Below are 18,559 nucleotides of genomic sequence, written 5' to 3'. Positions count from 1 at the left end.
CCGCCCGCACCCAGGCCCCCGCCTTCCACCCCTCGCGCGGGGACGAGGTTCTCGGGCGCTACCCCTTCCTCGCGCCGGGCCGGGAGCTGCGCGAGGCCGCCGAGTGGCACGGCGCTCTCGTCGGCAAGTCGCTGCCGGGCGGGACCGTCACGGCCGCCGCCTGGGAGGAGCTGACCGGTGAGCTGATCGACCGGCTCGCCGCCCTGCCCGAGCTGGACGGCCTCTGGTACGACATCCACGGCGCCATGACCGTAGAGGGCATCGACGACGCCGAGGCGGTACTGCTGGAGCGCATCCGCGCCACCGTCGGCCCCGACGTGATCGTCTCCACCTCCATGGACCTGCACGGCAACGTCTCCCGGGAACTCGCCCACCGCAGCGACCTGATCACCTGCTACCGGATGGCACCCCACGAGGACCACATGGAGACCAAGGAGCGGGCCGCCCGCAACCTGGTGGACCTGCTGGCCTCCGGCGCGCCCCGTCCGGTCAAGGCGTGGGTGCCGGTGCCGGTGCTGCTGGCAGGCGAGCAGACCTCGACGCGCGTCGAACCCGCAAGGAGCGTGTACGCCGCGGTCGAGGAGGTCGAGGCCGCCGAGGGCGTCATCGACGCCGCGATCTGGGTCGGCTACGCCTGGGCCGACGAGCCGCGCAACCGTGCCGCCGTCGTCGTCACCGGCCAGGACGAGGCCGCCGTCGCGGCCGGCGCCGAACGGCTCGCCCGCGGATTCTGGGAAGCGCGCCGCGACTTCGGCTTCGTCGCCCCCACCGGCACCTTCGACGGCATCCTGGACGAGGCTCTCGCCTCCGTCCAACGCCCCTACTTCGTCAGCGACACCGGTGACAACCCGACCGCCGGCGGCGCCGGCGACGTCACCTGGGGCCTGACCCGGCTGCTGGAGCGGCCGGAGTTCCACAAGGAAGACGGCCCGACGGTGATCTACGCCTCCGTGCCGGGGCCGGAGGCGGTAGAGACCGCCGTCGAGGCGGGCGTCGGCGCGACCGTCACCGTCACCGCAGGAGCCGAGGTCGACGCCCGCCACGCCGGACCGGTCACCCTCACCGGCGTGGTGCACGCGGTCCGGCACGGCGACCGCGACGCCCGGACGGAGGTCGTCGTCCGGGTCGGCAGCGTCCACGCGATCCTCACCCAGCTGCGCAAGCCCTACCACCACGAGGACGACTTCACCGGCCTCGGCCTCGACCCGCGCAGCGCCGACATCGTGATCGTGAAGATCGGTTACCTGGAACCCGAGCTTGCGCAGATGGCCGTCAGCTGGAAGATGGCGCTCACCCCCGGCGGTGTCGACCAGGACCTGGTGCGCCTGGGCCACCACCGCATCCGCCGCCCGATGTTCCCCTTCGATCGCGACATGGCCGACCCCGGCCTGACGGCCCGTATCATCCCCGCCTCCGACCGGCCGCTGACCGGGGACGACGAGTGAGCGGCCGCCCCGCTCTCGAGATCGCCGTCACCTCGCCGACCGGCGCCCGCACCGCCCGCGAGCACGGCGCCGACCGGGTCGAGCTGTGCACCGGCCTGGAGTTGGGCGGCCTCACCCCGTCCGCAGCACTGATCGAGGCCGCCGTCGAGGCCGGGCCACCGGTGCAGGTGCTGGTCAGGTGCCGGCCGGGCGACTTCGTGTACGACGCGGAGGAGGTCGCGCTGATGGCCGCCGAGGTGCGGTCCGCCGTCGCCTCCGGCGCGCGCGGGGTGGTGATCGGCGCGCTCACCGCCGACGGCGGCCTCGACGTCCGCGCCATCGCCGCGCTCAGCGACGCCGCCCACGCCGCAGACCGGCCGGTCGAGGTCACCCTGCACCGCGCCGTCGACCAGGCCGCCGACCCGGTTGCCGCCGCCGCGCTCCTCCCCGGGCTCGGTCTCACCCGGGTGCTGACCTCCGGCGGCGCCGCCACGGCGGCCGAGGGAGCCGGACAGATCGCCGCGATGGCCGCCGCCGCTCCCGGCGTGGAGGTGATGGCCGGCGGCGGAGTGCACCCCGGCACCATCCCGGAACTGGTCGCCGCGGGCGCCGCCGCCGTCCACCTCTCCGCCAAAACCCGGGCCGCCCCCCGGCGCGGCGGCCACTGGGTACCGCTCGGCGCCTCAGGGGCCTCGGCCGAGCAGGACACCCACTTCGTCACGGACCCCGCTGTCGTCGCCGACGCCCGGCGGGCGCTGGACGCGGCGAGCTGACCCCGAACCGGCCGCCGGCTGCGCCGGACGCCCCACCGACATGGACGCCCCGCCGCCCACCCTGCGGGCGGCCTTCTCCTTGGCATCGAAACGGGCAGCGCCTCCGTTGGTGTCAGCCCCTGGCTGTTCGTCCCCTGCTCAGTGACGAGGCCCGTCCTCGTCGTCCCGGACGATTGGTCCGACGTCCACGGTGTTGCCGATGTCCCCGAACGCCGCCCTGGTCCGTAGTGCGATCAAGTGCCCGTAGCAGATCGGTGGAGCCATGTGGCTGTGGACCGATGTCGCTCACTTCGCGTTCCACGGCGCCGAACCTCCCCGACCGGCTCCCCTCCCAGTGATCTGCTCGGTGACGGGCTGTCAGTGGAGCGTGGTGCACTGGGAGTTCGCGGGGATCCGCTGAATTCACCAAGGGAGGGCATGTGGTTGACGTCCGTGCGTACACGCGCAGGGATGGGACTCCGGTACGAGCGCACAGCAGGTCTGCTCCGGCCTTGCGAGGGGCGGTCCCGGGAGGGCCGGTGCCGGTTCTGGCGGTGGCTGCTGCCATCGCGCTGCTGCTCATAGCCATCGGGGGGCACGGTGGCGGAGACGGCCATGCCGCCTCCCGTGAGCAGCGGGGCAAGCCGAAGGCTCCTGCGGCGCCCCGCGGCGAGGTGGAGACGCCACTGCTGCGGATCACCTTTCCCACCGGCAAGCCGCCGCAGCCCGGGAGCGCCCGGTGAGCGGGCGGCGGCCGGTGCGGAAGGCTCCGGCCCGGAGGGCTCCGGTCCGTCGCCGGCGCAGGCGGCGGGGCAACGGGGAGGCGAAGCTGCTGGCTGCCGGGGTGGTCGTGGTGGTCGGCGTGAGCCTGGTCATCGCCCTGGTGCAGTGGCTCCTCGCTCACTGGTGGGTGCTGGTCCTGGCCGGGGTACTGACCGCGGCTGCCGCAGCCGTGTGGTGGCAGCAGCAGGTGCAGCGGCGGCGGTGGGAGGCGGCTCGGGCTCACGGGCTGCGCTTCCAGGTGGCGCAGCTGGACACGCTGGGTCACGCGGAGTTCGAGCACGCGGTACGTGACCTGATGTTCCGGGACGGCTGCCGGGACGCGGTACGCACCGGGGGCCGGGGGGACAAGGGTGCGGATGTCATCGCAACGGACCCTGCGGGCCGGCGGTGGGTGATCCAGTGCAAGCACCGCCGTGACGGCCTGGCCGGCGCGGCCATCGGCACCCCGGACCTGCAACGGCTCAACGGGACGGCACGGCCGGTGCACAACGCGGACGTGGTGGTGATGCTCACCAACGGGCGCTTCACCCGGGACGCCGTCCCCTTCGGGAGGGACCAGCAGATGCACCTGGTGGACCGCCACATGCTCGCGCGGTGGGCTGCGGGCTCCTGGCCGCTGTGGGAACTGTTACCGAAGGTTCCGCCACCGCGGCGGCCGGCGCGCTGACCGAGCACAGCGGTGGGGGGCTGACCACCGGCCGGTATCAGCCCCCCACTGCGCCGTCCGCGACTAGGCGTCTTTCAGTTGGACTCCGAGGGGCATCGGGCGCGTCGTACGGGACAGCGCCGCGTACTTCCAGTCAAAGGGGGACTGAACAGCGCCAACTGCGCTCGCATGCCTGCGCGGGGGAGGCAATGTGCCTTACAACGGGGCAGAGGCGAGAGGGGGGCGGGTGCTCAACATCAACCTGGCTGTGCTCCTGGCGTTCATCGTCGTAGTGCGTCTGCGGCGCCGTACGGAGGCTCGGAGTCGTGCCGACGAGAAGCTGACCGTCCTCATCGTCCTGGTCCTGGGCCTCCTCCTCGCGCCGACCGAACTGGGGCAGGGGCTGCTGCGGGTGACAGGGCAACTCGTCGAGCAGGTCGCTGAGATCAAGCTTTAGCTGTAGCCGGATGGCCGGGAAACGGCTGGGTCGCCCGCCCATTTCGGCAGTGGGCAGCCGGACGGTGACGGGCGGGTGAGGGAGCGGAGCCGCCCGCCCGTCGGCGTAAGGCAGCCGGCTCCGCCTCGGCGTCGCCGTCCGGTTCAGCCGGAGACGCTGGCGTGCCCGTTTTCGATGTGGCCCATCAGGCGGCGGTGGAAGGCGGAGTCGCCGTCCACGGTCACTGCCAGGTCGTACCAGCCGTGCGTCCGTGCCGCCGGGTGGACGGCGGTGGCCTCGGCGCCCGGGGCCACCCGGATCTGCTGGGTGAGCCGGGTCGCGTCCGCTTCGCTCACATAGCCCTGCGGCCTGAGGGTGAAGGTGAGGGCGGAGGCCGAGCGGTTGCGGAGGGTCAGCCGGAGCTCGCGGGTGCCCGCGTCCACGGCCGACCGCACCTCGGCGCCCGGCGCCTTCACACCGCCGGCGAACTCGCGGCGGAAGCCGTTCGGTCCGGTCACCGTGAAGCGGTAGCGGTCGCCGGAGACCGGAACCGTCCAGCGGCCGCTGTCCGTGACGTCCTGGTGCTGCGGCGTCTTGAACTCGCCCGCGTACGGGTACAGCGCGAAGTGCACGCCGGACTTGCCCGTGTTGGTGAGCGCCACCGTCACCTTGCCGTCGGTTACCGTTGCGTGCGCCTCCGGCTGGTACGGCAGCGGACGGGCGGGCCGGGTGCCCGGCTCCGGCTCCGGCATCCGCTGGTCGGCAGGGGGCTCGGGCTGCCAGCGGCCGGTGAACGGCGGTATGGGCCCCGGCTGTTGCACAGTGGGCTGGGCCTGGCTGTCGGTGAAGTCGAAGGCCGAGGTGAGGTCACCGCAGACGCGGCGGCGCCAGGGCGTGATGTTGGGGTCCTCGATTCCCGTCCAGCGCTCCAGGAAGCGGTTCACCGAGGTGTGGTCGAAGACCTCGGAGCAGACGTAACCGCCCACTGTCCAGGGCGAGACCACCAGCAGCGGCACCCGGATACCCAGGCCGGTGGGCTTGCCCTTCCACCACTCGTCGGGGTCGTCGGCGGGCGGGACCGGCGGCGGGACGTGGTCGAAGAAGCCGTCGTTCTCGTCGTAGTTGATCAGGACGACCGTGTGCTGCCACACCTCGGGGTGCGAGGCGAGGGCGTCCAGCACCTTGTAGACGATGGACGCGCTGTGGATCGGTGACGACACGCTGGGGTGCTCGGAATCGACGGCCGAGGGGACGATGTACGACACCTCCGGCAGCTTTCCGGCGGCCACGTCTCGTGAGAAGGCCTCGGCGAGGGTGCCGGTCGCCACCCGGCGCAGCGCCCGGTCGAACAGGCTGCGCTCGGCCGGGGAGAGTGTGGCGACGCCCTCGTCCAGCAGTCCCAGCAGCCGCTTGCGCTCGGCGGCGTCGGAGGTGTCGCGGACCACCGCGTAGAAGGACTCCATATAGGTGTGGCCGCCGGTCTTCGCCAGCGCCTTGCGGGCCACCGCCTTGAAGGTGGCGAAGAACTCGATCTGGTTGTCGGTGAAGTTCTCCCACTCGGTGTACGTCTGCCAGCTGCGGCCCGCCTTCTCCAGCAGTTCCGCGTAGGTGGCCCAGGTGTAGCCCGGGTGGGTTCCCTCGTCGTAGGCATCGTTGCCGATGGCCCGCTTGCCGTCTGCCTCGTTCCCGGAGTTGCCGCTCCACAGGTAGTTGCGGTTGGGGCTGGTCGAGGTGTGCATGGAGGAGTGGTAGGCGTCGCAGACCGTGAAGGTGTCGGCCAGCTCGTACTGGAGGGGGATATCGGCCCGGTCGTAGTACGCCATGGTGGCCGGTGTCTTGGCGGCGATCCACTGGTTCATCCAGCCGCCGTTCCACGCCTTCTGGCCGCCGTCCCAGTCGTGGTTGAGCGCACCGATGTACTGGAGATCCTTCTCCTGCGCCTCCGCCGCGGCCCGCACAGGGAAGGGAAGTACGTGTTTTCTGCCGTCCGGCTGTCGGTAGACGGGACCGCCGTTCGGCAGCTCGACGGCGTTGCGGTCGGCGAAGCCGCGCACGCCGCGCAGCATGCCGAAGTAGTGGTCGAAGGACCGGTTCTCCTGCATCAGGATCACCACATGCTTCACCGTGTCCAGACCGCCGGACAGCGGCTCGGCGGCCAGGGCTCGCTGCAGGGAGGGCGGCAGCAGCGAAGCCGCTGCCGAGGCGCCGAGCGCTCCGGCGCCAAGGGCGAGGGCCCGGCGCCGGGAGAGGGACGTACTCATCTCGGTCTCCGTATCTTTCGGGGAGGGGAAGGGGATGGGGGGTGGAGTGCCGGTTCGGCCGGACACCTCGGTGGTCCGGGCCCGCTCGGGTGTCCGGGGCGCGCCACTCGTCCTGCGGGGGCGGCGATCCGGTCGGCCCGGCTTCGACCCGAGTTGTCAGCCGCCGCCCGCACTCCCCCGCCGGGACGCAGGCCCCGCACCGAAGCCGACCACGGCGGTCCCCAGGCCCAGCTCCCGGGAACGAAGTGCACGTGCTCACGCCGAGGAGGCTCTGCGCCGAGCTGGTCACATCGATGGACGGTTGCGGCCCGCTGGGTGAACAGCTCATGACAAGGGCGAGCGGAACCTGGTGCGGAGGGTCCGCGGCCAGCACGTACTGTGCGTACTGCTGGTGCTCGAGACGCGATCCCGGCGCGCCGAAATCCAGCGCCTGCTCACGGCAAATCCGGCTCTGCGGAGCACGCATGACGACAGGCGGCCGGTGCCCCGGTGGTGCAGCCGGACAAACCGCCGTCTGCCAGCGGTGAACACCGGCCCGGCGGGCCTCGACGATCACTAAAGTCCGGTCTCATGACGACGATCACAACGCGTACGGTCGAATACCCGGCCGACGGTCTGACGATGACCGGGCACCTCGCGCTCCCGGCCGGTGCCGAGCCCCGGCCCGCGGTGCTGCTCGGGCCAGAGGGCATGGGGCTCAGCGACGTCGAGCGCCACCGGGCCGATGCCCTGGCTGAGCTGGGGTACGTGGCGCTGGCCTTCGACCTCCACGGCGGGCGGTACTTGGACGACCCGGAGGAGATGCTGGCCCGCTGCATGCCGCTGCTCGCCGACCCCGGCCGGATGCGGGGCATCGGCCATGCGGCGCTCGACGTGTTGCGCGCCGAACCGCGGACCGACCCCGACCGGATCGCCGCTGTCGGGTACGGCACCGGGGGCGCCATCGGGCTGGAACTCGGGCGCGACGGCGTCGACCTGCGCGTGATCGGGACGGTCAACGCACTGACCACGGGCCGACCGGGCGAGGCGGCGCGCATTCGCTGCCCGGTGTGGGCCGGAGTCGGATCGGAAGACCCGATCATGCCCGCTGAGCAACGGGAGGCTTTCGCCGCCGAGATGCAGGCCGCGGGTATCGACTGGCGCCTCGTGGTCTACGGCGGAGCCCTTCACGCCTTCCACCACCCACCGGTCGACCACGCCGCACCCCCCGGCGTCGGCTACCACCCACGGCACGCACGGCGAGCCTGGCGCGACATCGTCGACCTGCTTGCCGAGTGCCTGCCCGTATCGGAGTGATTCGGCCGGCTCCCGCGCCCACTCCTGCCCGCCCGTCCTCGGCGCATACGGAGCCGATCGCCGCCAAGCAGCTCGGTTCGAGGTCCGAAGCAGGTAGCGCCCCTTCCGGTGCCTGCGGGTCACCTCTGGCGTTCACCCGGGCCAACCCCCACCGCTAATGGGCGGCGGCTGCCTCGGCCCTGGTGCGGCCGCGGCGTACGCCGCTCGTCATGGCTTGCGCGCGACTCCGCCCCAGCCCGCCCGGTCGGTGGCTGTTCCCGTGTCCGCGTCAGGCATCCAACGCGGCCAGGAGGTGTATCCAGGAGGGTCGATCAGCTCGAGGCCGTCGAAGAGCTGCACCGTCTTGGAAGGCTCACGGAAGATGTACGGGATCGCACCGCTGCGGTTGTACTCCTCCTGGACCTCACGGTGTTTCTCGTCCGCTGCGGTGGAGTGACTCATTGCCAGCCAACTTCCCGACGGAAGCCTGTCCATCAGGCGGCGCACCAGCCCGAGAGCCTCGTCCCAGTCCACGATGTGGCCCAGCACATCGCTGATGACCACGGCGACGGGCTTGGACAGATCCAGTGTCTCGGCGGCGCCTTGCAGGACAAGGTCCGTGTTCTCCATGTCCTCCTCGACGTAGGCCGTGGCACCTTCCTCCGTACTCGTGAGGAGTGCCTCGACATGAGTGATCACCAGCGGGTCGTGGTCGATGTAGACCACGCGGCACTCGGGTGCGATGCGCTGTGCGATCTCGTGCGTGTTGTTGCTCGTGGGCAGGCCGGCACCGAGATCCAGGAACTGCCTGGCCCCTTCGTCCCGCGTCAGGAAGGTCACGGCACGCCGCAGCCAGTCCCTGCTCTCCGGGGGAAAGAGGCGCATCGGCGGGTAGTTGTCGATGTAACGGTCGCCGGCGATGCGGTCGACTTCGTAGTAATCCTTGCCCCCTGTCCAGTAGTTCCAGATCCGGGCCGAGTGCGGGACCGTGGTGTCGATCTTGCGGCGAGGCCGGGATGCGTTCGTCATGGCTGTTCATCTTCCAGAGGGTGGGGGGTCAGGGCACGGGGACGGATGCGGGGCCTGAGCTTCCTCAACGCGTCTGCGCAGCTTGTGCGTTGTGCCATGGGACGCTTGACGGAGAGCTGTTGCCGACAGCAGGCAGCGACCGCGGAGCGGGCGGCAGCGCTTCACTGAGGCGGCAAGTTGGAGCGTACGTCATCATCCGCTGCGCCAAGTCCTCACCCGCTGAAGGCCGTTGGGAGGGCACGAGCGCGCCCTCGCACATCAGTACCGTATCGCCGCCCCATTAGATCACCCTCGCCTTGGGAGGGAAGGTTGACCCGCGGCGTCGTCCGGCTCACGCCAGTCGGTCCTGGTCACGGCGCAGGCGATCACGCTCGGGGCTCATCCGGGGGCGGCGACTCCCGGTCAGGAGAAGAGCGCATGCACCTGGTCGACCGCTTCGGGGCCGTAACCGACGCTGCCCACAGGAACCGCCCCGCCAACGGCCTCGATGACACGTCCCGCCCACACCGGGCCGAACCCTCCGCACAGCTCGATCAGCTCCACCCCCTCGCTCACCAGGCGGTGTGCAACTTCGACACCTTCCTCGGGCTTCTCCACACCGACGAACACGCAACGGCATTTCCCGGTCTCCACGACACTGAAGTTCCCACCCGCAGCGCTACCGGCTGCCGTGTAGATGAAGCCGAAATGCGTAAGCGCCATGGCTATGGACCTCCTACTACTGTTGCCCCGGAAAAGATCACTGGTGTCCGAAAGCGCGGGCCAGGGCGAGACTGTCCTCAAAGGTGACGTACCGGCTGATCTTTCCGTCGACGACGGTGAAGTGGAATGCGCAGGGCGACTCGAAGAGCTTGCCGGTTGCTTTGACGATCTGTCGCATGCGGGCGAAGGCGACCGCGTCCTCTCCGTCCACCAAGATCCGTTCGATGGAAAAGTCCTCCATCTGCAGATGTTCGGGGAGTATGGAGAAGAACTCGGCCGCTGCCTCGCGTGTGAAGCGTCTGCCCACCCACGGCACGTCTTCGGAACCGTAGATCTCCCAATCGATCCGCTCGGCGAACAGTTCGTGGAGTGTGGACAACTCGCCCTCCTCAAGGCGGCGATAGAACTCATCCACGACTGCGCGTGTACCGGCCACGGCGAACTCCCCTACTGCGAACATCTCACCCGGGTACCCCCCGGTGAGTACCCGGGCATGTATCGCCAAGTGTGCTTTTGACCAGGGGATTTAGCCTTAGCACACGGACCACACCTCCCTTCGCGGTGCGTCTACTGCCCCGCCTCACCCGCCCCGCTGCGGTAGTCCCTCGGGGTGCAGCCATAGGCTGCGCGGAAGGCTCTGGTGAAGTCGGCCGCGCGCGGAAAGCCGGAACGAGCCGCTATGCAGTGGATGGGAACGGTGTGCAGCGCCGGGTCGGCGAGGTCACGCCGAGCAGCCTCCAGTCGTCGCATGCGTATCCAGGCAGCGACGGTGGCTTCCTCACCCTCGAAGAGACGGTGCAGGTAGCTGGTCGACATATGGAGTGCCGCCGCGATCGTGGCCGGGCTGAGCTGGGGATCATGCAGATGCCGCTGGATGTGGCTCTTGACGCTCAGCACGAGCGTCCGTCGGCGGGTGTCGGGGGCGAGAAGGTTTTCGGCCTCGAGAACGTGCGCGAACAACGCGGCAACCATCTCGGCCGCGATTCTGCCCAACCGGGCCCCGTCACCGGGCTCGTATGAGTCGGCGTCCTTGGTCACCTGGATGAGAAAGTGCGACAGCAGCGCTCCGATGCCCTCTCCAGCCGGCACTCGCCGTGGCAGCGTGCGGCCGGTCAGCTTGCGCGGCAGCGGCACCATCGACTTGGGCAGCTCAAGGCTGACAGCGGTGACGGGGTCGTCGCCGGTGCGGATCTCCCACGGCAGGGAGGAATCGTTGAAATGCAGATCGGCGGGCCGGTAGGCGGCCTCGTGATCCTCCCAGGTGCCTACACCGGTACCATCCCTGACCAACGAGACATGGAACACTTCCGGGTCGGACCGCCGGATCAGTTTCGGCGTGCGCTGAATGACCAGTTGCTGGAAGGTCTGCGGCCACAACGACACGGCCCCCAGGTCCAGTACGCGCAGATGGGCGTGGAAGTCGTGGGCGTGCTCGCTTCTCATCCGCACCGGGGCATGTGTCTGCCCGACGCTCTCGGCCCAGTAGGCCAGCCGGTCCGCCGCAGGCACATCGTCGCTCCGGACAACCGTCTCGTTCAGCACGCGCCTTTCCTCCCCCGAGATCGCGAGTCGCTCATGACCAGCGACGACGATAATCGAGGGGCCGCGGGGCCCTCAGGCCCGGCACACGATGGAGGCGTGAAACAGGAAAGGAATTTGCGCACAGCGGGGATGACCATTGCCATCTCGGGCCGGCTCTGTGAGGTCTGAACGTCCTATACCGTACGGGCGGGGCCGTGGGCCCGTGCTCCCTCGTTGCCGGCGCGCCAGTCGGGCCCACCGGCGCCCAGGGGACCAAGGGCGGCGGGGCCTTCGCCCCACCGCCACGGTCACCCGGCCGAGTCGGGCCGGGTGTCGGTCGCGGTCTCGGCGCGGAACTTGGTCCCGTACCAGTTGCCGACCTTCGCGGTCCTTCCGATGGACGGGAGGCGGTCGTACTTCCCGAAGTGGAGAGGGGTGGCCGTCCGCCACAGCTCGGCGCTGTGCGGCTGCATCACGCCGAAGTACATCAAGCGCTGCGCCGTCCCCTTGTCCGAGGCCGTCTTGGTGGGGATGCTCGCGTAGGCACGCCCATGCGCCGCGACCGTGAGCACGTGGCCGTCCAGCAGCTCCGGACCGCCTTCATAGAACTTCAGCGGCTTCGCCCTGTCGTACGGCTCGTCCTTCGTACCGTCCTCGCCGCGGTACAGCACCGGGGCGTTGTGGAGAGTGCAGCTGGAGCTGCGCTTGTTCCGGTACTCCACCAGCACATGGCTGGGCTCGGACAGCGGGATAAACCGGAACGAGCCGGGGGCCGGCCTGCACATGCTCCGTCGCGCACGGGTCGTGTGGTCGGCGCCGCTGCCCGAGCCGCCCCCGATGATCTTGCGCTTGTGACTCTTCTTGCTCCCCGTGCTCTTCTTGACGGACGAGGAAGAGCTCCTCCTGGACTTCTTGGAGGAGTGGTGGCTGCAACCGGTCACCGCGAGCGCACCGGTGAGCCCGAGCACCAGCGCGGCCAGCACCACGCGGTGGCGGCGGGAGCGGTGTACGGTCATGGTTCGAATCTCCGTCAGGGTGTCACTGTGTTCGGCGAGCCGTGAGTATGGCATGCCAGCGTCAGATGGTTTCCGCACGGCCACCCCCCGAACCCGCCGTACGTGGCCGCCTCAGGCTTCCGCTCGCGCCCAAGGGGAACAATCCGTACCCCACTTGCTGACCAGGCACATCCGCATCGAGTAGACGCCGTTCTCCGGCAGATCGCCGCCCTTGCACGCGTACGAAGGGCTCGGCTTGCCGGCTGTGGAGACTTTGCGTCCGGTGCTCAGCTCCGCCCGTACGTACCAGCCGTCCGCGAGCTTGTCGTTGGCGCACAGCTTGTCGCCGTTGTTGAACCAGTCGGCGATGCCCTTCCTGTGGCCCTCGAAGCTGCCCTCGATCCATGCGTTCCCGTGCTCGTAGTCGACGTGCTCCTTCCATACCACCCCGGAACCGGCCGTGGTCGCGGGAGCTTGCGCAGTTGCGGGGGTGGCACCGAAGGCGGCGAACGCCCCAATCGCCAGGAGAGTGGATGCGGCGGCACCCAGGGCGCGCTTCGTCATACGCATAGTGATCCTTTCAAGGTCAACAGTGAGGAACAGCTGCGGGCTCTCGCTCATCCGCGAAGGCGACCGGACCGCCCCTGCAACTCCTCGCGGCACCGATCGGTCCGCTTCCGACATCACTCGGCCGCCCCTCAAGAGTTGCGGAAGGAGGCTGATAAGTCGTTGGCGATGCGTCCACAACCAGATTCGCACCGCGTGTACCAGTGGCGGTGATTGTGGGAGAGGGCGCCGGGCAGCAGCGGCCCCGTCCGGCGCGCCGCAGCGCCGCGGCAGGTGAAGAAGCCGGGTGTTACGCGCCGGTGTCGACGGCGGCGAGGACTCGGTGAGCAGGGTGACCGCGGCGCGCGCCGGATCGGGCGTGCGCCGCGGCCGCCGGTGCTGACGTTCAGCCAACACCCACTCCGGCAACTGGCAGGCCGCAGCCGCCGACCGCGGAGGTGACCGGCTATCCGGCCTTGCACGCCCCCGATGCGCAGGCGTCGAGCCACGCGTACCAGTCCTGGTCGTAGCGCGAGCCGATGGTCTCCTTCAGATAGCTGCGGGCCGCGTCCCAGTCACCCGCGCGGTAGGAGGCCAGCACCGTGTCCACGTCTCCGGGGTGCTTCTCCAGCATGTAGCGCACAGCCAGATAGCCCCAACGGTAGGTGCGGTTGGTGTCGGTGTTCTCGTAGGTGGTGTCGAACAGCGTGCTCAGCGGATACGTCTTCTTGCCCGCCTCCTCGATCGCGTCGTCGTAGGGAAGCTTGCGGTACGAGTACGAGACGTACTCGGCGAAGCCCTCGATCCACCAGACGGTCGGCGTCGAGACACCGGCCTCGAAGTCGCCGTACATGTCGAAGCGGCCATCGAGGTAGTGCGTGTACTCGTGGTTCAGGTTCCAGATCTGGAAGTCGGGCCGCAGCCAGTCCGCCTCGTAGGCGACGAAGCGGGGAAGGTTCCCCTCGGCCGACGGGTCGCCCTCCAGGTACATGCCGCCGTTGTTGGTGTCGATCCCGTAGATCGCGCCCGCGTACGTCTGGTAGTCGGTGCGGGAGTCGAAGACGACCACCTCGATCCTCGTGTTCTTGTCGTCCTTCACCGGTCCTTCGTCCTTGGCGACCTCGTGGAAGAACGCGTCCTGTCCGTTCAGGCTCTTGCAGGCGGCGGCGAAGTTGCCCGCGTCCATCTGCTGCGCGGCCATGGAAATGCTGTCGCTGCACGACTCCTTGTCCGTCAGCACCGCGTCCTTCAGCCGCTGCTGGAGGTCGCAGACGTCGTAGTACGCGCAGTTGTCCTTGTCGTACTCGTCGGCCATCTCCGCCACGCCGACCCACAGCGGGGCCGTTTCGCCGGTCATCCCGCTCACTCCGAGCAGGTCCTTCATCAGCGGGCGCGCCTTCTCCGTCAGCGCGGTGTGCTGGACGAACCGTCCCAGCTCGCGGCCCGCGTTGGAGGTGAGGTACGACTGCTCGCCGCCGAGCAGGTCGAGGTGCTCCTTCGCGAAGGTGTGCAGCGTGTCGAGGACACTCGGGTCGCCCTCGACGGCCTTGACGAAGTCCGGCATCTGGTGGCCGCGCCACAGCACCGTGTAGACGTTGTTGACGGCGCTGAGCATCCGCTGCTTGTCGTCGTACGAGTTGTCGTAGCCCTCCAGCATCCGCTTGACGATGCCGAGGTAGCGGGCGTTCTCCTCGGCGCTGTCGATGAGTGTGACCGCCTCGGACAGGGTCTCACCGTTGGCGTCGGTCACGTCCCGCGAGTGCTCCGAGCCGAAGAACGCGTCCAGGCCGCCCCGGATCGCGGACTTCAGTTCGGGCCCGTACTCGCCCACGTCCGGCTCGTGGTTCCAGTGCACGTAGTAGCCGGCGCGCAGGAACAGCACGATCTGCGGCATGCCGGTGCTGCCGTCACCGGGGTAGCCGGCGGAGCCGTCGCGCAGGGCCTCGGCGACTGTGATCATCTGCTCCTCGCGGAACGCGCCGTGCGCGTCCTGGCCGGTGAGGCCGAAGAGGGTGTTGATGCACTCTGTCGTGGCCGAGGTGATCTCCTTGACCAGCGCATCGCCGGTCTGCGCGAAGTCGCCGGGAGAGCACCCCGCCGCTGAGGGGCGCTGTGCTGCGGGGACCGCGGGGGTGTCGTAGTCCTGCCGCAGGGCGTCCTGTGAAGCGGACAGCGGGGGGCGGTCCTTGGCCTTGAGCCGCTTGCTGCGGACGTGCTCCGCCTCCGCGGCGGCGGCCGATGGCCGCGGCCCCTGCCCCTGCTCGCGGGACGCCGCATGGGCCGTGCCCTCCGGTACCGCATGGGCCGCGCTCGGCGACGCCGCCCGGGCCGTGCCGACGTCGCCGAACTGACCGGCTCCGGCACCGAGCGAGACGGTGAGGACACCGGCGCACGCGGCGCGGGTGAGACGTGCGCGTAACGAGCTTCTTCGATCGTTCCGGCTCATCTGGGTTCTCCTGTGGGGGATGTTGCTGCCAGTGGTGGGCGCCAATGATCGACTGTCGTGAACACGCCCACATGCGGACAGTACAATTTCACACATCACATGGCGCAAGACTGCTTCCGGTCACGAGTGAATTGCCTTCGCTCGCAGACGCGTTGAGCGAGCTCCGACGTACGATCAGCTACGGACAAGCCCGTACGCCAGCACGATGTCCTGCGAGGAGCAGCGCACCCATGACCGCAGAACGCCCGCTGAAGCTGCCCGCCGTGCCGGACCGGCTCAGCATCCGCGACCACGTCGCTCAGGCTCTGCGTGCCGCGCTCATCGCGGGAGAGCTGCGTCCCGGGTCCGTCTACTCCGCGCCGCAACTGGCCGCGCAGTTCGGCGTCTCGGCCACCCCTGTGCGCGAGGCGATGCTCGACCTCACCCGTGAGGGCATGGTCGAACCGGTCCGCAACAAGGGTTTCCGCGTCACCGAGTTGTCCGAGCGCGATCTCGCCGAGTACGTCGCGATCCGCGAACTGATCGAGGTGCCGACGGTGGGCCGGGTGGCACTGACCGGCGACCCGGAGAAGCTGGAGGCACTCCGCCCTGTCGCCCGCGAGATAGTCGCGGCTGCCGACGCAGGCAACCTCGTGGGCTTCCTGGAGGCCGATCGCCGCTTCCACCTCGCCCTGCTCGAACTCGCGGGAAACCGCCGCCTCGTGGAGGTCGTCGGCGAACTGCGCTGCCACTCCCGCCTGTACGGACTCGCCGGGCTCGCCGAGAGCGGCCAGCTCATCGAGTCGGCCGAAGAGCACGAGGTGCTGCTCGACCTCGTGCTGGCCGGCGACGCGGTGGGCGCCGAAGCCCGGATGCGCACCCACCTCGGCCGGTTGCGCACCCAGTGGGAGGTGGCCGAACGCGCATCGGGGTAGAACCTGTCCCCGGCAGCACAACCGGGGGTGTACTGCCGCGCTGCGCCGCGTCACCGCTCCGTGAGGGAGCGTTCGGAGGCGTACTTCCCCAGCCCCGGGCTCAGCTGCGTCCCCGTTCCGGAGGCGGTCACCGGACCACGCGACACGGGGGCGGCTGTGAACGCCGTGCCCTTCGCGGCCCCCGGCCCCCCAGGCGGCCTGCTCATCCCGGACTGCGCACGCGTTTTCTCCTTACTCTGGAAGGGGCCGCACCCGGCCGGTTCGGAGGCAATGGGATGAGGGAGAACACGGGGGCGGCATTCGGGTTCGCGGGGGCGGCGATGGCGGCTGTCTATGTGCGCGATCAGGAGGACGCCGACCGGCTGCGGATGATCGAGACACTCGGCCGGACGAGTACGCCGTACGAAGTGCGCGCGGTGCTGTCCCTCAGTGATCGCTCCCCCGTGGCCGATGCGTGCCGCACCGGCCACTCCGTGTGGCCGGCCCCGGGCCCGCCGGCCACCGCGGACGAGACGCCCGCCGTGTCGGTCGGCGCCCTGCCGCTGGGCGCGGGGGACGCCCGGCTGGGCTGCCTGATGGTCGTCGCCGACGGTCCCCACGGCTTCGACACCACGCGCCGCCGGCTGCTGGAGATGTACGCAGCGCAGGTCGTCACCCGGCTCGAGGCGGACGGCCGACCGCCCACCACGTCCGGACTCGGTCAAGCCGGGGAGCCTGCCCGGGGCGACTCGGTACTGCGCCGGATTCGCCCTGGGGCCTTCACACTCGACCTGGACACCGGCGGCATCGAGGCCGACGAGCGGCTGCTGCGGCTGTTCGGCATCGCGCCAGAGAGCTTCGACGGGCGGGTCGAGGCCCTGCTCTCACGCACCGTGCCCGACGACCTGCCCGCGCTGATGTCCTTCGTCGAACCGGACCGGCGCGCCCGGGGCGTCCGTAACCTGGAGTTCCGGGTCCGGCTGACCAGCGGCGAACTGCGCTGGCTCGCGCTGAGCTGCCGGGTGCAGATCGCCGCGGCCGGGCTGCCGGACCGGCTGCTCGGCGTCGTCACCGATGCCTCCCAGCTGCGGCCCAGGGTCCATGAGGTCTCCCGGGTCCAGCGGCTGGCCACGGCCCTCGCCGCCGCCACGACCATTCGCGATGTCGGCAGCGTCGTCGTCACCGCCCTGCTCGACGCGCTGAGGGCCGACCGGGTGGCGCTCGCCGAGCTGGAGGGTGACCGGCTGGTGATCACCACCCTTGAGCCTCCGGAGCAGAACGCCTGGCCAGGGGCGTGGTGGTCGGCCTGGCGCGCGGAGTGGCCCGGCACACCGTCCAGCTCCCTCCCGAGGCTGGAGGCCGCCTTGCGTGCGGGGACCGTACGCCTGTGGCCGTCGGATACGGCCCTCCAGCCCGATCTGGCGGGCCTGGGTCCCGGCGGGCTGGCTCTGCTGCCGCTGCCGGCCGAGGACCGGGTGGTCGGCGTGTGCGTGGCCGGCTGGGACGAGCCGCACGACTTCGGCCCGGAGGAGCGTTCGCTGCTGACCGCCACCGCGTCCCTGGCGGGGCAGGCCCTGGTGCGGGCCCGTGCGGTCGACGCGGAGCACGAGCTCGCCACGATGCTCCAGCGCAGCCTGCTGCCGCGCAGGCTGCCCGCCCTGCCCGGCGGGGTCGCCGTCGCCCGGTATCTGCCCGCCACAGCGGGGCTGGAGGTGGGCGGCGACTGGTACGACGTGATCCCGCTGACCGACGGCCAGGTCGCCTTCGTCATCGGGGACGTACAGGGCCACAGCGCTGCCGCCGCGACCATCATGGGCCAGATGCGCACGGCGATCAGGGCCTACGCGGTCGAGGGCCACGCCCCCGATGTGGTCGTCTCGCACGCCAACCGGCTGCTGGTGGACATGGAGACCGATCTGTTCGCCACCGTCTGCTATGTGGCACTGGACATGGAGGAGGGAAACGCCTGGTTCGTGCGGGCCGGGCACCTGCCGCCGGTGGTGCGCGACCCGGAGGGCAGGACCGTGGAGCTGCAGGCCGAGGTGGGGCCGCCGCTGGGCGTAGTCGCGGAGGCGGAGTTCACGATGGCGGCCGCCGCGTTCGCGCCCGGCTCCGTCCTGGCTCTGACGACGGACGGCCTGGTGGAGTCCTCGCACCTGGACGTGGAGGAGGGGATGCGCCGCGTCGGCGACTCGCTGGCAGCCGCGGACCCCGCCGACCCCGACCGGATGGCGGATGCTCTGCTCGGGAGCGCCGCACGCCGCGACGACGACGTGGCGCTGCTCCTGTTGCGCTACGACGGGATGGCGGTCCGGCCCCGCCGGGCCGGCTGGGCGGTGTGGCGGCTGCCCGACGCGGCAGTACACGCACGCCGCTTCACCACGCGCACCCTGCGCAAGTGGGAGGTGACGGAGGAGTCCGACACGGTCCTCCTGGTGGTCTCCGAGCTGGTGACCAACGCGCTGGTGCACACCCGGGGCGAGGTCCGGCTGGATCTCACGCTGATCGGCGACCGGCTGCGCATCGCGGTCAACGACTCCTCGCCCCGCACGCCCGTCAAAGCGGCCAGCATGGACTGGGAGGCCACCGGGGGCCGGGGCATTCTCCTCGTCGATGCGCTGTCCGAATCGTGGGGATCGGTGCCGCTCAGCGGTGGCAAGCAGGTGTGGAGCGAGATTGCGCTGCCGTCGGGGGAATCCGGCCTGCTCGCGCCGGAGGACGAGGCCACCCAGGGGAACGGGGCCGACCACGGAGATGCCGCAGCCGCGAAATAACAAATAAAGCCGCGAAGTGCGGAATAATAGGACATTATGGCGTCTCTGAACTGACAGACGGGCCGGGCGGGCCAAG

15 protein-coding genes and 1 pseudogene are annotated in these 18,559 nt (G+C 70.2%); 8 read left to right on the top strand and 8 right to left on the bottom strand.

The annotated features are described in order from the left end of the window. From ITI46_RS06570 to ITI46_RS06550, 5 genes are all read left to right on the top strand, one after another. Positions 1-1,445: M81 family metallopeptidase (locus ITI46_RS06570; protein WP_209238446.1), on the top strand; the 1,445-nt coding region annotated here is incomplete at its 5' end. After that, the gene (locus ITI46_RS06565) at positions 1,442-2,197 is read left to right on the top strand and encodes a copper homeostasis protein CutC (protein WP_209238445.1); all 756 of its coding nucleotides are present in this window, start codon (positions 1,442-1,444) and stop codon (positions 2,195-2,197) included. The genes ITI46_RS06570 and ITI46_RS06565, both read left to right, overlap by 4 nt. 518 nt (positions 2,198-2,715) lie before the next feature. After that, entirely contained in the window at positions 2,716-2,919 is a 204-nt protein-coding gene (locus tag ITI46_RS06560) for a hypothetical protein (protein WP_209238444.1), read from the top strand. Beyond that, the gene (locus tag ITI46_RS06555; RefSeq protein WP_209238443.1) at positions 2,916-3,626 is read left to right on the top strand and encodes a restriction endonuclease; all 711 of its coding nucleotides are present in this window, start codon (positions 2,916-2,918) and stop codon (positions 3,624-3,626) included. The genes ITI46_RS06560 and ITI46_RS06555 overlap by 4 nt, the downstream gene beginning before the upstream one ends. A 226-nt stretch (positions 3,627-3,852) precedes the next feature. Then, a complete protein-coding gene (locus tag ITI46_RS06550; protein ID WP_209238442.1) occupies positions 3,853-4,062 on the top strand; it encodes a hypothetical protein in 210 nt (69 codons plus the stop codon). Between the two features lie 143 nt (positions 4,063-4,205). Here the strand turns inward: ITI46_RS06550 and ITI46_RS06545 are convergent, their stop codons facing one another. Next, a complete protein-coding gene (locus tag ITI46_RS06545) occupies positions 4,206-6,302 on the bottom strand; it encodes a phosphocholine-specific phospholipase C (protein WP_209238441.1) in 2,097 nt (698 codons plus the stop codon). A gap of 570 nt (positions 6,303-6,872) precedes the next feature. On the opposite strand from ITI46_RS06545, the gene ITI46_RS06540 reads away from it, so the two are divergent. Beyond that, positions 6,873-7,598, top strand: a complete 726-nt coding sequence (locus ITI46_RS06540) for a dienelactone hydrolase family protein (protein ID WP_209238440.1) — start codon at positions 6,873-6,875, stop codon at positions 7,596-7,598. A 207-nt stretch (positions 7,599-7,805) separates the two neighbouring features. On the opposite strand, the gene ITI46_RS06535 is transcribed toward ITI46_RS06540, so the two are convergent. The 7 genes and pseudogenes from ITI46_RS06535 to ITI46_RS06505 all read right to left on the bottom strand — a co-directional run. Further along, complete coding sequence (locus tag ITI46_RS06535; protein ID WP_209238439.1) at positions 7,806-8,606, bottom strand: SAM-dependent methyltransferase; 801 nt, start codon at positions 8,604-8,606, stop codon at positions 7,806-7,808. A 402-nt stretch (positions 8,607-9,008) separates the two neighbouring features. Then, on the bottom strand, positions 9,009-9,308 hold the full coding sequence (locus tag ITI46_RS06530) for a DUF6506 family protein (RefSeq protein WP_209238438.1): 300 nt from the start codon (positions 9,306-9,308) through the stop codon (positions 9,009-9,011). Between the two features lie 37 nt (positions 9,309-9,345). Continuing rightward, positions 9,346-9,744, bottom strand: a complete 399-nt coding sequence (locus ITI46_RS06525; RefSeq protein WP_307808076.1) for a nuclear transport factor 2 family protein — start codon at positions 9,742-9,744, stop codon at positions 9,346-9,348. Between the two features lie 131 nt (positions 9,745-9,875). Beyond that, positions 9,876-10,850 (bottom strand): helix-turn-helix domain-containing protein, encoded by a 975-nt coding sequence (locus tag ITI46_RS06520; RefSeq protein ID WP_209238436.1) that lies wholly within the window; start codon positions 10,848-10,850, stop codon positions 9,876-9,878. 287 nt (positions 10,851-11,137) lie between these two features. Then, positions 11,138-11,845: a hypothetical protein gene (locus ITI46_RS06515; protein ID WP_209238435.1), complete on the bottom strand. Its 708-nt coding sequence runs from the start codon at positions 11,843-11,845 to the stop codon at positions 11,138-11,140. Between the two features lie 111 nt (positions 11,846-11,956). Further along, positions 11,957-12,388, bottom strand: coding sequence for a hypothetical protein (locus ITI46_RS06510; protein ID WP_209238434.1), 432 nt, complete (start codon positions 12,386-12,388; stop codon positions 11,957-11,959). Positions 12,389-12,839: 451 nt separating this feature from the next. Next, positions 12,840-14,816 (bottom strand): annotated as a pseudogene (locus ITI46_RS06505) (collagenase); the annotation flags it as partial. A gap of 230 nt (positions 14,817-15,046) precedes the next feature. Between ITI46_RS06505 and ITI46_RS06500 the strand changes: the two are divergent. Both ITI46_RS06500 and ITI46_RS06495 read left to right on the top strand, forming a co-directional pair. Beyond that, a complete protein-coding gene (locus ITI46_RS06500; protein ID WP_209238432.1) occupies positions 15,047-15,730 on the top strand; it encodes a GntR family transcriptional regulator in 684 nt (227 codons plus the stop codon). 275 nt (positions 15,731-16,005) lie between these two features. Next, the gene (locus tag ITI46_RS06495; RefSeq protein ID WP_247745560.1) at positions 16,006-18,483 is read left to right on the top strand and encodes a SpoIIE family protein phosphatase; all 2,478 of its coding nucleotides are present in this window, start codon (positions 16,006-16,008) and stop codon (positions 18,481-18,483) included. Positions 18,484-18,559 lie beyond the last annotated feature (76 nt).

This window comes from Streptomyces oryzae, from assembly GCF_017676365.1.
GTDB classification, from domain to species: domain Bacteria; phylum Actinomycetota; class Actinomycetes; order Streptomycetales; family Streptomycetaceae; genus Streptomyces; species Streptomyces oryzae.
The sequence above is the reverse complement of the archived record's forward strand: the minus strand, read 5'-3'. Positions and strand labels throughout refer to the sequence as shown.

Bases quoted from the DNA above. Each gene is read 5' to 3' on its own strand.
- ITI46_RS06530 (WP_209238438.1), bottom strand. From the start codon at position 9,308: ATGGCGCTTACGCATTTCGGCTTCATCTACACGGCAGCCGGTAGCGCT.
- ITI46_RS06510 (WP_209238434.1), bottom strand. From the start codon at position 12,388: ATGACGAAGCGCGCCCTGGGTGCCGCCGCATCCACTCTCCTGGCGATT.
- ITI46_RS06500 (WP_209238432.1), top strand. From the start codon at position 15,047: ATGACCGCAGAACGCCCGCTGAAGCTGCCCGCCGTGCCGGACCGGCTC.
- ITI46_RS06545 (WP_209238441.1), bottom strand. From the start codon at position 6,302: ATGAGTACGTCCCTCTCCCGGCGCCGGGCCCTCGCCCTTGGCGCCGGA.
- ITI46_RS06540 (WP_209238440.1), top strand. From the start codon at position 6,873: ATGACGACGATCACAACGCGTACGGTCGAATACCCGGCCGACGGTCTG.
- ITI46_RS06535 (WP_209238439.1), bottom strand. From the start codon at position 8,606: ATGACGAACGCATCCCGGCCTCGCCGCAAGATCGACACCACGGTCCCG.
- ITI46_RS06515 (WP_209238435.1), bottom strand. From the start codon at position 11,845: ATGACCGTACACCGCTCCCGCCGCCACCGCGTGGTGCTGGCCGCGCTG.
- ITI46_RS06495 (WP_247745560.1), top strand. From the start codon at position 16,006: ATGAGGGAGAACACGGGGGCGGCATTCGGGTTCGCGGGGGCGGCGATG.